This window comes from Neorhizobium sp. T25_27, from assembly GCF_002968565.1.
Lineage (GTDB): Bacteria > Pseudomonadota > Alphaproteobacteria > Rhizobiales > Rhizobiaceae > Neorhizobium > Neorhizobium tomejilense.
Genome location: NZ_PVBJ01000002.1, coordinates 114,733 through 128,300, shown reverse-complemented (window position 1 = coordinate 128,300; position 13,568 = coordinate 114,733). Strand labels below are relative to the sequence as shown.

The window sequence follows — 13,568 nt, the reverse complement described above, 5'->3', positions numbered from 1 at the left end:
GGCATGACAAAGCAGATCGCGATCATCGGTGGCGGCCCGGCAGGGCTGATGGCGGCGGAGGTTCTCTCCGCTGCCGGCCATGCCGTGACCGTCTACGAGGCGATGCCGACCTTCGGGCGGAAATTCCTGCTCGCCGGAAAGTCCGGGCTGAACATCACCCATTCGGAAGATTTTTCAAAGTTCGCGGAGCGATTCGGAAACGCCTCCGCGCGCCTGCGCCCTGCCCTCGATGCATTCACGCCGGACGACGTGCGGGCATGGGCAGCGGGTCTCGGCACGGAAACCTTCGTCGGGACCTCCGGTCGCGTGTTTCCGAAAGCCATGAAGGCCTCGCCGCTCTTGCGCGCTTGGCTGCGGCGGCTGGAGGCGCAGGGCGTGGCGCTCAGGACGCGGCATCGCTGGGTGGGGTTTGCCGAAAACGGGTACCGGTTCGAAACGCCGGAAGGGCCGGTTACCGTCCGGCCCGATGCAGCTCTTGTGGCACTGGGCGGCGCCAGCTGGCCGCGGCTCGGCTCGGATGCCGCCTGGGTGCCGTGGCTGAGCGCCAAGGGCGTTGATATCGCTGGCCTGCAGCCGGCCAATTGCGGTTTCGATGTCGCCTGGAGCGAGGCATTTCGCGACCGTTTCGCCGGTGAGCCGCTGAAATCTGTTTCGACCACTTCCGACGCCGGCACGTTCCAGGGCGAATTCGTGGTCTCGAAACACGGGATCGAGGGCAGCCTGGTCTATGCCCATTCGGCAGCGCTTCGCGACCGGCTTTTCTCGCAAGGCCAAGCGGCATTGACCGTCGATCTCGCGCCCGGCCGCACGCTGGAGCGACTTGGCCGCGACCTTGCCCGGCAGGATGCCAAGGCGAGTTTCTCCAACCGCCTGCGCAAGGGAGCAGCGCTGGAGGGCGTGAAGGCTGCGCTACTTCGGGAACTTGTTCCGGACGCCAACCGCGTGTCCCCTGAGAAACTGGCGCGCCTGATCAAGTCTCTGCAGATCCCGGTTCTCCGTCCCCGGCCGATTTCAGAAGCGATCTCGTCCGCCGGCGGCATCGCCTGGAGCGATCTCGGTGAAAACTACATGCTGAAGCCGCTTCCCGGCCTGTTCGCCGCCGGGGAAATGCTCGATTGGGAAGCGCCGACCGGCGGCTACCTGCTGACCGCCTGCCTCGCGACGGGCCGCTCCGCGGCAAACGGCCTCAAGGCGTGGCTTGGCGCGCAATAGGACTCGCTTCGGCGCTCGATTTGCGATTTCTTTCCTAGTTATCCGACATTGTCCTGGATCAACGCCTCGAGGCGTGATTCGCGCAGATTTACGCGGAGGAAAGGACCTCCATGACCAGGGAAAGACGACGACGCATCATCCGCAGGCGGCGGACCGTGACGGGTCTTGCGCTCGTTGCCGCGATTTCCTTCGTGGCGGGCATGACGGATGCGGTGGGGCTGCTGCTCTCGGGCGACTTCGTGTCCTTCATGACCGGCAACACGACCCGCGCGGCCATCTCCTTCGCCGACGGCGACTATAGCCATGCGATCATCCTCTTCATCGCGCTCTGGGTCTTCATCCTCGGCAACGCGCTCGGCATCGTGCTTGCCTATACGGTTTCGGCGCGCCGCACCTTCGTCGTGCTGTCAGGCGTTTCGCTCCTGCTGGCCGCAGCTTCCATCGTTCCCACGGCCGGTTATCCGAGGCTTCAATTCTATCTGATCGTGCTGTCGATGGGCATGATCAACGCGACGGTCGAGCATATCGAAGGGCTGCCGATCGGCCTCACCTATGTGACCGGCGCGCTTTCCCGCTTCGGCCGGGGCATCGGCCGCTGGCTAATCGGCGACCGCAACCCGACCGGCTGGCTGATCCAGACGGTGCCCTGGACCGGAATGGCATGCGGTGCCGTGACCGGCGCTTTTTTGACGAAATATGCTGGCAGCCATGCGCTCTGGATTGTTTCGGTTCTGGCCCTTGCGGTGGCATTGGCGACGGCGCTTCTGCCGCGCCCGCTGCACCTGCATTTCCAGCAGCCGATCGTCTCCGCCCGCCGCCGCGCCTGATCGTTCCGAAAGTTTTTAATGTTCCTGCTTTCCAAGCTCTTCTGGGTGTTTGTCCAGCCTCTCTCGATTGCCTTCCTGCTCGCGGCTCTCGCCACATTTCTGGTCTTCGTTGGCTGGCGCAGGCTCGGCGGGGTAGCCGCATTCCTAACCGGGTTGGTGCTGTTCCTGACGCTTTTTACCACGACGGGCACGGTGGCGCTGCAGGTGCTGGAAGATCGCTTTCCGAAGCCTACCCAGGATCCACCGGCGGTTTCCTGCATGATCGTGCTCGGCGGCGTGCTGGAAAACGAGGTGACGACGGTGCGCGGCGGCATCGAGCTCAACCAGGCGGCCGACCGGTTCGTGGAGGCTCTGCGGCTCGCCCGCAATCATCCGCAAGCACGCATTCTGATTTCTGGCGGCGACGGTTCGATCAGCGGCGCCTATGAAGGCGAGGCGCAGGCTTCGGAACGGTTCTTCTCCGCCTTCGGCATCCCGGCCGATCGGCTGGTGAAGGAAAACGCGTCCCGCACGACCTATGAGAATACGGTGAATGCGGCCGGGCTTCTCAAGGCTCAGGGGCTCGATAACTGCCTGCTGATCACGTCGGCCTTCCACATGCCGCGCTCGATGGGCCTGTTCCGGGCGGCCGGTATCACGGTCACGCCGTGGCCGGTCGACTACCGCACCAGCGGCATCGTCCGCCCGTCGCTGGATTTCACCCAGCCGGCGCTGAATGCGCAGCTGGCGACGACCGCGGCGCGGGAGTGGATGAGCCTGACCGCCTATTACCTCACGGGGCGGATCGCCAGGATCTTTCCGGGATGAGCCATCTCCGGGCCGTTCTATTTCTTCGACAGGATATTGAAATCAAGGCCGCGCACCCGAACTCGCATTTCGCAGGGCGCGGCGTCGTTTCGACCGCAGAAGCGGGGATGCATCGTCAATTCAAAGACCATGTTGCCGAAATACTGAACGAAATCGTATTTATAAAGCTGGGCGGTGGCGACCATCACGTAGCCGCCTTCCTTGATCTGGACATAAAAATTGTAGCGGCAGCCTTCACTGGCGCAGCGCGGTCCCTTGACCCCGTCGCAGGTGACCTCGGATTGGTTGGAAACGAGGTCAATCATGCCGTCATTGTTGATATCGAAGCGCTTGATGAAGGCCGGTCCGAAATCGACGATCTTGCATTCCTTGCGGAAGTAATCCCTCTCGTAGATTTCCGGATCGCTGAAACGCTGCGGCTGCTGAGCAAAAGCAAGTGTTGGCGCAAACGCCAGGACGAGCGTCTGCACGACGATGATCAAGAGCTTTTTCACAGGCCGACCTCTGCAAATTCATCTGTTCACGGCACGCGCGGAAGGGTGACGCACGCAACGATCGGCGGTTATGCTAACGGCCTGCACTTGCGCGACGCTGGATCACAAGGTCTGACATGTCACTGCTGATGATCCTCGACTACGCCGGCATCGCACTTTTTGCCGCGACCGGCGCGCTGGCGGCTTCGCGAAAACAACTCGACCTCGTCGGCTTCCTGTTTTTCGCGGCGGTCACCGGGCTCGGCGGCGGCACGCTCAGAGACATCATCCTCGGACGAATGCCGGTCTTCTGGGTGCTCGATCCGACCTATATCCTGATCTGCGTGATTGCCGGTGCTTTCGTCTTCTGCACGGCGCATCGGGTGGAATGGCGCTATCGCCTGCTGATCTGGTTCGATGCGGTAGGGCTCGCCGCCTATAGCGTGCTCGGCGCGGCAAAAGGGCTTGCCGCCACCGGATCACCGACGATCGCAATCGTCACCGGGGCGCTGACGGCTGCCTTCGGGGGCATCCTGCGCGATCTTCTCGCCAACGAACCCTCGGTGCTGCTGAGGCCGGAAATCTACATCACTGCCGCGCTGGCAGGCGCCTGCGGGTTTACCGCGGCAAATGCGCTCGGCTTGCCGCTCTACGCGAGTTCGGGCCTCGGCGCGGCGCTGGCCTTCGGCCTTCGCGGCGGCGCGATCCACTACGGATGGACATTGCCGCGCTACAGGCCACGGCCCGGCCGGGAGCAAGACGAGGCTATGAGGGGAAACAAAGGGAAAGAGTAGAAGCGTCAGCTTTTCTTTTCGCGCAGGCGGATGATCACATCCACATGGGCGATTTCCATGCCTTCCGGCGCTTCCGGCAGATTGTCGATCTGCAGGTTGCTGACCGGAATGTCGAGCACCTCGTTGCGACCCTCGACGAAGAAGTGGTGATGGTCGGAAATGTTGGTGTCGAAATAGGTCCTGGCGCTTTCGACCGCCAGCACCCGGATAAGGCCGGCCTCGGTGAACTGGTGCAGCGTGTTGTAGACGGTCGCGAGCGAAACCGGGACACCGGCAAAGGTGGCTTCCTCGTGCAGTTCCTCGACGGTCAGGTGGCGGTCACCCTTGGCGAACAGCAGGTCGGCAAGCGCAACGCGCTGCCTCGTCGGACGCAGGCCGCAATGGCGCAGTCTCGTCTCGATGTCCGTCATGGCTTCTGCCATATTGCCCGTCAGCTCCTGCCGTTTCACGCCCATATAAGGTATCTTGACTTTCGGATATAACTTTTACGGCGGGGACTTTCAACAGTTTCCGCAGGATACCTGACGCGAGAGCGCCAAAAACGCGCAATTTCGCTACAAGCCTCTGGTTTGCGCCTGTAGCTTCCTATATGCGGACCAGAACAAACGCATGTTCCAGTGGCTCGGCTGCCATCCCCAGGCGGAGCGCAAGTTCATCGTTACGCTTCAATTCCGACCGATCTTGCACTAAAGCTGCTGAAACAAAAGGTCTAAGGTTCAACGGGGGGAACGGAAATTTATGGCACCCAGGCAGTCCAGCTTCTCTTACGAAGAACTTCTCTCTTGCGCCCATGGCGAGCTGTTCGGACCCGGCAATGCGCAGCTTCCGCTGCCGCCGATGCTGATGGTCCACCGCATCACCGACATTTCGGAAACAGGCGGGGCCTTCGACAAGGGTTATCTTCGCGCCGAATACGACGTTAAGCCCGACGACTGGTATTTTCCCTGTCATTTCGAAGGCAATCCCATCATGCCGGGCTGCCTTGGCCTTGACGGCATGTGGCAATTGACCGGGTTTTTCCTCGGTTGGCTCGGCGAGCCCGGACGCGGCATGGCGTTGTCGACCGGCGAAGTGAAGTTCAAGGGCATGATCCGTCCGGACACCAAGCTGCTCGAGTATGGCATCGACTTCAAGCGCGTCATGCGCGGTCGTCTGGTGCTTGGCACCGCAGATGGCTGGCTCAAGGCGGACGGCGAAACCATTTACCAGGCAACAGACCTTCGTGTAGGCCTGTCGAAGGAAAAGGCCGCCTGATCCTGCTTCGCGGCCAAAGAAGAACAAGCAGAAAAGGTTTTGATGAGATGAGACGGGTAGTTGTAACGGGTCTCGGTATCGTATCCTCGATCGGGAGCGACGCCGCCGAAGTCACAGAGTCCTTGCGTCAGGCAAAGTCCGGCATTTCCTTCTCTCCCGATTTCGCCGAGCACGGCTTCAAGTGCCAGGTCTGGGGTCGGCCGACGCTCGATCCGACGGAATTGGTGGACCGCCGCGCCATGCGCTTCCTCAGCCAGGGCGGCGCCTGGAACCATGTCGCCATGAAACAGGCGATCGCCGATTCCGGCCTTGAAGACAAGGACATCGGCGAGAACGAACGCACCGGTATCATCATGGGCTCGGGCGGCCCCTCCACTCGCACGCTGATCGAAGCCGCCGAGATCACCATCAAGAACAACAGCCCGAAGCGGATTGGCCCGTTCGCCGTGCCGAAGGCGATGTCGTCCACAGCATCCGCGACGCTTGCCACCTGGTTCAAGATCCACGGCGTCAACTACTCGATCTCGTCCGCCTGCTCGACATCGGCGCATTGCATCGGCAATGCGGCGGAGATGATCCAGTGGGGCAAGCAGGACGTGATGTTCGCCGGGGGCCATGAGGACCTCGACTGGACCATGTCGAACCTGTTCGACGCCATGGGCGCCATGTCCACCAAGTACAACAACGACCCCGACAGGGCCTCGCGCGCCTATGACGTCGACCGCGACGGTTTCGTCATCGCCGGCGGTGCCGGCGTGCTGGTTCTCGAAGAACTCGAGCATGCGAAAGCTCGCGGTGCCAAGATCTACGCGGAAATCGTCGGTTACGGCGCGACGTCGGATGGCTACGACATGGTTGCCCCGTCGGGCGAAGGCGCGATGCGCTGCATGCGCCAGGCGCTGGCGACCGTGAAGGGCGATGTCGACTACATCAACACCCACGGCACCTCGACCCCGGTCGGGGACTCGAAGGAGATCGGCGCGATCCGCCAGGTCTTCGGGGACAAGATCCCGCATATCCAGTCGACCAAGTCGCTGACCGGCCATTCGCTCGGCGGCGCGGGCGTGCAGGAATCGATTTACGGCCTTCTGATGATGCAGGAACGCTTCATCGGCGAAAGCGCCCATATCGAAAACCTGGACCCGGAATTTGAAGGCGTTCCGATCGTGCGCAAGCGGATCGACGACGCCAAGATCGACACGGTTCTTTCCAATTCCTTCGGGTTCGGCGGCACCAATGCCACGCTCGTCTTCCAGCGCTTTAATGGGTAATTCCATGACCGAAATCATGCAGGGTAAACGCGGCCTGATCATGGGGGTCGCCAACAATCACTCTATTGCCTGGGGGATTTCGAAAGCTGTCGCCGCGCAGGGCGCGGAACTCGCCTTCACCTACCAGGGCGACGCGCTCGGCAAGCGGGTAAAGCCGCTCGCAGCCGAGGTCAATTCGGATTTCGTCGTGCCCTGCGATGTCGAGGATATCGCCTCGGTGGACGCGACCTTCGCGGCGATCAAGGAACGCTGGGGCAAGCTCGACTTCCTGGTGCACGCCATCGGCTTTTCCGACAAGAACGAGCTGAAAGGCCTCTACGCCGACACGACGCGCGAGAATTTCAGCCGCACCATGGTGATCTCCTGCTTCTCCTTCACGGAAATCGCCAAACGGGCGGCGGACCTGATGATCGACGGCGGCGCGATCCTGACGCTGACCTATGGCGGCTCGATGCGGGTCATCCCGAACTACAACGTCATGGGCGTTGCCAAGGCGGCGCTGGAAAGCTCGGTACGCTATCTCGCTGCCGATTACGGCCCGCGCGATATCCGCGTCAACGCGATCTCGGCAGGCCCCGTGCGCACGCTTGCCGGCGCCGGCATTTCCGACGCGCGTGCGATCTATTCCTGGAACCAGAAGAACGCGCCGTTGCGCCGCACCGCGACCATCGAGGACATCGGCGGCTCGGCCCTCTACCTGCTCTCGGACCTCTCCCGCGGCGTCACCGGGGAAATCCACTACGTGGACGCCGGCTACAACATCACCTCGCTGCCGAGCCTCGACCGGCTGCGGAACGCTGATTCGGAATAAAACAAGATGCGCATAATAATGCGTATCTTGATCCCTCATCTCGGCCGCGCTATGTTCTTCGCATAGCAAAGGTGTGCCCGTGGAGCGGAACAGTCACAAGATCATCGCGAGGTTGAAACGCGACGGTTACGAGCTCGTCTCCATCAAAGGCTCACACCACAAGCTCCGCAGGGGTGCGCAAACCATCATCGTTCCGCACCCGAAGAAAGACCTGCCTGTTGGGACCGCCCTTGCGATTGCCAAGCAGGCAGGATGGGTTGAGGTAGACCGATGAAATACTTCATTGCGCTCGTGCATAAAGACAGCGACAGCGCTTTCGGCATCAGCTTCCCCGACCTGCCGTCGGTTTTTTCTGCAGCAGATATCGAGGACGACCTGACTGCAAATGCGATCGAAGCGCTTCGGCTCTGGGCGGAAGATGACGCACTGCCGGCTCCCTCCTCCTATGAAGAACTAATGTCCCATAGCGAGATTCGCGCAGAACTCTCCAAGGGCGCGTTCCTGGCGCGTATTCCCTTCATCGAGGATGATACGCGCGTCGTCCGCGCCAACGTGACTTTCGAAAAAGGCATGCTCGACGCGATCGACGCCGTCGCAAAAGAGCGCGGGCTGACGCGCTCAGCCTTCCTGGCCAGCGCCGCTCGCAAGGATATCGAGGCGGCTTAGGACTGCCTTACTTCTTCGCCCATAGAACCTTAAAGCGGGCGTTGCGGCAAGTCTCGCCGCTTTGGCGGAAACCTTCGGCCAGGACCGGCTCATAGGTCAGGCCGCGATTGGCGACCAGCATCAGGCGACCGCCGTTCTTGAGTGCCGCAGCGGCGGTGCGGATCATCGTCTTGCCGAGTTCCGGATCCGTCGCCTGCGTCTCGTGGAACGGCGGGTTCATGATGACGAGGTCGTATTTTTCCTTCGGTGGCTCGGCGCCGAGATCCTGCCAGTAGAAACGGGCGTTGAGATCCGGGCAGTTACGCGCGAGATTGCGCTTAGCAAATTCCAGTGCCTGATAATCGGCTTCGAAAAGATCGATGCGGTTCACGCGCTTCGACTTTTCGGCCAGCATCACCGAGAGATAACCCCAGCCGGCGCCGAAGTCGGCGGCGTTGCCGTCGAAATCGGTCGGCAGACGGCCTGCGAGCAGTTCGGAGCCTGCATCCACACGCTCGTGGGAGAACATGCCGGGCGCTGCCTCGAACCGTGCGTCGATCACCACGGTCGACTTCTTCAACGCCTTGATCGCCGCATCGGCATTGGCGGGCCTGGCGAACCATATCGCGACGCCGTGATATTTCGGAGTGTAGTCGAGTTCGATGCCGAGCTTCAGGAGCGTGTTGCGGAGCGGCTGGATGCCGTCTTCCTTACCGCCGGCCACGATGATGACGCCACCCGTTCTGACGCGCTCCAGAGCCTCGGCAACGCGGTTCTCGTTCTCGCCGCGATGCTTGCCGCAGAGCACCAGCCCCACGTCGTAGCTATCGCCCTCGGCCTCGGGAAACGCGCCTTCGCGCAAGCCTCGGAACAACGGTCGGAACGGCTGCACCGCTGTGACCTCGGCCGCGAACCCTTCGGGCATGGCATTGCCTGCCTCGGCGCCCAGGAAGAGCACACGCTCGCCTTCGCCGGGCATCGGAACAGCCTCGGTGTCGAAGGGGTGGAACAGGGTTTTCAGGGCGTCTCGGCTCATGGCTAGTCTCGTCGGTTCGTCTCGTGACAGCAGATAAACAAAAGGCGCGGAAGAGCTTCCGCGCCTCGATGTCTCGGAAGGAAGAAGGCCTTATTCGGCGGCTTCGCCTTCGGCCTTCTTGACTTCCTGGCCGGTGGCCTGGTCGACGACCTTCATCGACAGGCGAACCTTGCCGCGCTCGTCGAAGCCCATCAGCTTGACCCAGACCTTGTCGCCTTCCTTGACGACGTCCTGGGTCTTGGCAACACGCTCGGAGGCGAGCTGCGAGATGTGCACGAGGCCGTCGCGGGCGCCGAAGAAGTTCACGAAAGCGCCGAAGTCGGCGGTCTTGACGACCGTGCCTTCGTAGATAGCGCCAACTTCCGGCTCGGCAACGATCGAGTGGATCCACTTGCGGGCCGCTTCGATTTCCTTGCCGGAAGACGAAGCGATCTTGACGGTGCCGTCGTCTTCGATGTTGATCTTGGCGCCGGTCTTTTCGACGATTTCGCGGATGACCTTGCCGCCCGAACCGATGACTTCACGGATCTTGTCGACCGGGATGTTCATCACTTCGATGCGCGGTGCGAATTCGCCCAGCTGGCCACGGCTTTCGGAAAGAGCGTTGGCCATCTCGCCGAGGATGTGCTTGCGGCCGCCCTGTGCCTGGCCGAGTGCGACCTTCATGATCTCTTCGGTGATACCGGCGATCTTGATGTCCATCTGCAGCGAGGTGATGCCGTCGGCAGTACCCGCGACCTTGAAGTCCATGTCGCCGAGGTGGTCTTCGTCGCCGAGGATGTCGGATAGAACCGCGAAACGTTCACCTTCGAGGATGAGGCCCATGGCGATGCCGGCAACCGGCTTGGCCAGCGGTACGCCGGCGTCCATCAGTGCGAGCGAGGTGCCGCAGACGGTCGCCATCGAAGACGAGCCGTTAGACTCGGTGATCTCGGAGACGACGCGCAGCGTGTAGGGGAACTGCTCGACAGTCGGCAGCATCGGACGGATGGCGCGCCATGCGAGCTTGCCATGGCCGATTTCGCGGCGGCCCGGGGAGCCCATGCGGCCGGTTTCACCAACCGAGTAGGGAGGGAAGTTGTAATGGAGCAGGAAGCGCTCCTTATACATGCCGGTCAGGCTGTCGACGTACTGCTCATCTTCGCCGGTGCCGAGCGTGGCGACAACGATCGCCTGGGTCTCGCCGCGGGTGAAGAGGGCAGAGCCGTGGGTGCGCGGCAGGATGCCGACTTCCGAGACGATCGGGCGGACGGTCTCGAGATCACGGCCGTCGATGCGGCTCTTGGTGTCGAGAATGTTCCAGCGAACGATCTTGGCCTGCAGGTGCTTGAAGACGGCGCCGATGACTTCGGCGCTGTATTTCGGCTCGACACCCTCGGGGAAGAAGTGGGCCTTCACCTTCGCCTTGACGGCGTCGACGGCCGCGTAACGGTCGGCCTTCTGGGTAATCTTATAGCCTTCGCGAAGCTCGGCTTCGAAATGCTGGAGCATTTCGGCTTCGAGCGCGGAATGGTCTTCCGGTTCGAATTCGCGGGGTTCCTTGGCAGCAACTTCAGCGAGCTTGATGATCGCGTCGATGACCGGCTGGAAACCGCGATGGCCGAACATGACGGCGCCGAGCATGATGTCTTCGTTGAGTTCCTTGGCTTCGGATTCAACCATCAGAACGGCATCGCCCGTACCGGCGACGACGAGGTCGAGGACCGACTCGTCCATCTCGTCGAGATGCGGGTTCAGAACGTATTCGCCGTTGATGTAACCAACGCGAGCGCCGCCAACCGGGCCCATGAAGGGAACGCCGGAGAGAGTCAGCGCCGCGGAAGCCGCAACCATCGACAAGACGTCCGGATCGTTCTCAAGGTCGTGCTGCACGACGGTAACGACGACCTGGGTGTCGTTCTTGTAGCCTTCCGGGAAGAGCGGGCGGATCGGACGGTCGATCAGGCGGGAAACCAGCGTTTCCTTTTCCGACGGGCGGCCTTCGCGCTTGAAATAGCCTCCCGGGATCTTGCCGGCGGCATAGGTCTTTTCCTGGTAGTTGACGGTGAGCGGGAAGAAATCCTGGCCAGCCTTCGGAGCCTTGGCGGAAACGACGGTCGCGAGAACGACGGTCTCGCCGTAGGTCGCGAGAACAGCGCCGTCAGCCTGGCGGGCGATCTTGCCCGTTTCCAGCCTCAGCGGGCGGCCTGCCCATTCGATTTCGACGGAATGAGTATTGAACATATGTCTTGTCCTTCAATGCGGGAGCACACGCATCGCCGATATCGGGCGCAGCGCACAGTCGACCGCAATCAATGTGACACATCATGGGCAAGACAACGGGAGGCTTTGCATCACCGGCATCCTGGAAAAGGAGCCGCGGCTAAAGCCCCGAGGGCTTTGGCCGAAAGCATCCGGCAATCCTGCCCCATGACAGGTCAACGGTTTGTTTGGCAGATCCGGCCCATCCGGGTCTGCGGGCAGTCACCACGCGAACTAGGGCGTAGCGCAAACATTTCATCGGACCTTGGCCCGAATAAAGAACCGGCAGGCGCCCCAAGAGCGCCCGCCGGAAATTTTTAGCGGCGAATACCCAGAGCAGCAATGATCTTGCTGTAACGGGCCTCGTCCTTCTTCTTGAGATAATCAAGAAGCGAGCGACGGGTGGAAACCATGGTCAGAAGGCCACGACGCGAGTGGTTGTCCTTCTTGTGATCCTTGAAGTGACCCGTCAGGTTGTTGATGCGTTCCGTCAGGATTGCGACCTGAATTTCCGGAGAACCGGTGTCGCCTTCGACGGTTGCATATTCCTTGATCAGCGCAGTCTTGCGCTCGGCAGTGATCGACATCTTACGATCCTTTCGTAAAGAGGAGAACGAGACGCCAGAAGCCGAGATGTCGTTCAGCTTCGGCCATGAATGCAGTAGGATGCCTATAGGCTCCTGATGCTGGCGCTGCCTATAGACCATTCACGTTGCAATTGGAAGAGGCGTCCGCCGATCAGCCGAAGACCCGCTTCGGCCGGAATTCGCCCTGGCCGATCTCGCCGATGGCGATCAGCTTGCCGCGCACCGTCGCATAGGCCTCCGCCTCAGCAAGCGGCGCATCGCGGCCGCGCAGGATGACCGGATTGCCCATTTTCAGCCGATGCGCCTGATCGTCGGTGACGGGCAGGTGCGGCAGGCTGGACAGCGCCTCGGCGGTATCGATCAGGAACTCGTCGAGCGCCGCCAGGCGTTCGTCGCGGTCCTCGATCTCCTCAAGCGCCACGAGATCGGCGAGCGGCACCATCTTTTCCTCGGCGAACGGTGCGACGAAGGTGCGGCGCAGTTCGGAAATATGGCCATAGCAGCCGAGATCGCGGCCGAAATCGCGGGCGAGCGCACGCACATAAGTGCCCTTGCCGCATTCCACCTCGAAATGCGCCTTGTCCGCGGTGACGCCGAGCAGCGTCAGCCGGAAGATCTCCACTTCGCGGGAAGGGATATCGACCGTCTCGCCATCGCGAGCAAGGTCATAGGCCCGCTCGCCGGCAATCTTGATCGCCGAGAACTGCGGCGGGATTTGGCTGATCGTGCCAGTGTATTTCGGCAGCAGATCGCGGATGGACTGCTCGTCGGGACGCATATCCGAAGCGGCCGTGACTTCGCCTTCGAGGTCGTCGGTCGAGCGCTCTTCGCCCCAGCTGACGGCGAATTCATAAATCTTGCGGCCATCCATGACGTAAGGCACGGTCTTGGTCGCATCGCCGAGCGCGATCGGCAGCATGCCGGAAGCGAGCGGATCAAGCGTGCCGGCGTGTCCGGCCTTCTGGGCGTTGAACAGCCATTTGATCTTGGAGACGGCTTCGGTCGAGCCGAAATCAACCGGCTTGTCGAGGATCAGCCAGCCGGAAACCGGGCGGCCCTTTGGTTTGCGGGGTTTGGACATGCGTTCTCTTGACTATTCTTTGTCTTCGCTGCCGCCATCGAGATCCCGCTGGACCTCCGGCGAGCGCAGCAGCTCATCGATCTTCTTGTAGTTATCGAAGCTGGTATCGTCGCGGAAACGGACTTCCGGCATGTATTTCATCTGCCGGAGCTGGCCGCCGATACGGCCGCGAATGTATTTCGCGTTGCGGTTCAGCGCCTCGATGACTGCCGCGTGATCCGGCACGCCGAGCGGTGTCACATAGGCCGTGGCGACTTTCAGGTCCGTCGACATGCGCACTTCGGACACGGAGATTACGGTCTTCTCGATCAGGTCGTCGCGCACTTCGCCGCGCTGGAGGACCTGGGTTATGGCGGCGCGGACCTGTTCGCCAACGCGAAGCATGCGCTGAGACGGCGCCGAGGATGATGCCTTGGTCATTTTATTTCTCTTCTAGAGCACTTGCGGGGTTCGTCCCGTATTCCAAGCGCTGCGTCAGCAAAGGCGGTCACATGACCCAGGCGCGCCCAAAGGTCAAGGCGCGGCCTTC

The 13,568-nt window shown here is 61.7% G+C and carries 16 protein-coding genes; 9 read left to right on the top strand and 7 right to left on the bottom strand.

What is annotated here, in order from left to right; translation table 11 throughout:
• Positions 1-3: 3 nt before the first annotated feature.
• The 3 genes from C5J24_RS07360 to C5J24_RS07350 all read left to right on the top strand — a co-directional run bounded on the left by C5J24_RS07360 (position 4) and on the right by C5J24_RS07350 (position 2,846).
• A complete protein-coding gene (locus C5J24_RS07360; protein WP_105416909.1) occupies positions 4-1,212 on the top strand; it encodes a TIGR03862 family flavoprotein in 1,209 nt (402 codons plus the stop codon).
• Positions 1,213-1,322: 110 nt separating this feature from the next.
• Positions 1,323-2,039, top strand: a complete 717-nt coding sequence (locus C5J24_RS07355) for a YoaK family protein (RefSeq protein ID WP_046602828.1) — start codon at positions 1,323-1,325, stop codon at positions 2,037-2,039.
• Between the two features lie 18 nt (positions 2,040-2,057).
• On the top strand, positions 2,058-2,846 hold the full coding sequence (locus tag C5J24_RS07350; RefSeq protein ID WP_105402249.1) for a YdcF family protein: 789 nt from the start codon (positions 2,058-2,060) through the stop codon (positions 2,844-2,846).
• Positions 2,847-2,863: 17 nt separating this feature from the next.
• Here the strand turns inward: C5J24_RS07350 and C5J24_RS07345 are convergent, their stop codons facing one another.
• Positions 2,864-3,340, bottom strand: a complete 477-nt coding sequence (locus C5J24_RS07345; protein WP_105402248.1) for a hypothetical protein — start codon at positions 3,338-3,340, stop codon at positions 2,864-2,866.
• 116 nt (positions 3,341-3,456) lie between these two features.
• On the opposite strand from C5J24_RS07345, the gene C5J24_RS07340 reads away from it, so the two are divergent.
• Positions 3,457-4,113 (top strand): trimeric intracellular cation channel family protein, encoded by a 657-nt coding sequence (locus C5J24_RS07340; RefSeq protein ID WP_046637907.1) that lies wholly within the window; start codon positions 3,457-3,459, stop codon positions 4,111-4,113.
• A gap of 5 nt (positions 4,114-4,118) precedes the next feature.
• On the opposite strand, the gene irrA is transcribed toward C5J24_RS07340, so the two are convergent.
• The gene (gene irrA, locus C5J24_RS07335; RefSeq protein WP_105417624.1) at positions 4,119-4,535 is read right to left on the bottom strand and encodes an iron response transcriptional regulator IrrA; all 417 of its coding nucleotides are present in this window, start codon (positions 4,533-4,535) and stop codon (positions 4,119-4,121) included.
• A gap of 316 nt (positions 4,536-4,851) precedes the next feature.
• On the opposite strand from irrA, the gene fabA reads away from it, so the two are divergent.
• The 5 genes from fabA (at position 4,852) to C5J24_RS07310 (ending at position 8,115) form a co-directional block, all read left to right on the top strand.
• The gene (fabA, locus tag C5J24_RS07330; RefSeq protein WP_037080143.1) at positions 4,852-5,367 is read left to right on the top strand and encodes a 3-hydroxyacyl-[acyl-carrier-protein] dehydratase FabA; all 516 of its coding nucleotides are present in this window, start codon (positions 4,852-4,854) and stop codon (positions 5,365-5,367) included.
• A gap of 47 nt (positions 5,368-5,414) precedes the next feature.
• Complete coding sequence (gene fabB, locus C5J24_RS07325; RefSeq protein WP_046602824.1) at positions 5,415-6,638, top strand: beta-ketoacyl-ACP synthase I; 1,224 nt, start codon at positions 5,415-5,417, stop codon at positions 6,636-6,638.
• A gap of 4 nt (positions 6,639-6,642) precedes the next feature.
• Positions 6,643-7,449 carry an enoyl-ACP reductase FabI gene (fabI, locus tag C5J24_RS07320; RefSeq protein WP_105417622.1) on the top strand — a complete coding sequence of 269 codons (807 nt, stop codon included), beginning with the start codon at positions 6,643-6,645 and terminating at the stop codon, positions 7,447-7,449.
• 79 nt (positions 7,450-7,528) lie between these two features.
• Positions 7,529-7,723: a type II toxin-antitoxin system HicA family toxin gene (locus C5J24_RS07315; protein ID WP_105402244.1), complete on the top strand. Its 195-nt coding sequence runs from the start codon at positions 7,529-7,531 to the stop codon at positions 7,721-7,723.
• A complete protein-coding gene (locus C5J24_RS07310) occupies positions 7,720-8,115 on the top strand; it encodes a type II toxin-antitoxin system HicB family antitoxin (RefSeq protein WP_105416907.1) in 396 nt (131 codons plus the stop codon). The genes C5J24_RS07315 and C5J24_RS07310 overlap by 4 nt, the downstream gene beginning before the upstream one ends.
• Before the next feature lie 7 nt (positions 8,116-8,122).
• On the opposite strand, the gene C5J24_RS07305 is transcribed toward C5J24_RS07310, so the two are convergent.
• The 5 genes from C5J24_RS07305 to rbfA all read right to left on the bottom strand — a co-directional run bounded on the left by C5J24_RS07305 (position 8,123) and on the right by rbfA (position 13,459).
• The gene (locus tag C5J24_RS07305) at positions 8,123-9,130 is read right to left on the bottom strand and encodes a class I SAM-dependent methyltransferase (protein WP_105416905.1); all 1,008 of its coding nucleotides are present in this window, start codon (positions 9,128-9,130) and stop codon (positions 8,123-8,125) included.
• 90 nt (positions 9,131-9,220) lie between these two features.
• Positions 9,221-11,353: a polyribonucleotide nucleotidyltransferase gene (gene pnp / locus C5J24_RS07300; protein ID WP_105402241.1), complete on the bottom strand. Its 2,133-nt coding sequence runs from the start codon at positions 11,351-11,353 to the stop codon at positions 9,221-9,223.
• A gap of 335 nt (positions 11,354-11,688) precedes the next feature.
• Complete coding sequence (gene rpsO, locus C5J24_RS07295) at positions 11,689-11,958, bottom strand: 30S ribosomal protein S15 (protein WP_038547700.1); 270 nt, start codon at positions 11,956-11,958, stop codon at positions 11,689-11,691.
• A 151-nt stretch (positions 11,959-12,109) separates the two neighbouring features.
• Positions 12,110-13,039, bottom strand: a complete 930-nt coding sequence (gene truB / locus C5J24_RS07290) for a tRNA pseudouridine(55) synthase TruB (protein ID WP_105402240.1) — start codon at positions 13,037-13,039, stop codon at positions 12,110-12,112.
• A gap of 12 nt (positions 13,040-13,051) precedes the next feature.
• Complete coding sequence (rbfA, locus tag C5J24_RS07285; protein WP_046611492.1) at positions 13,052-13,459, bottom strand: 30S ribosome-binding factor RbfA; 408 nt, start codon at positions 13,457-13,459, stop codon at positions 13,052-13,054.
• Between the last annotated feature and the right edge of the window lie 109 nt (positions 13,460-13,568).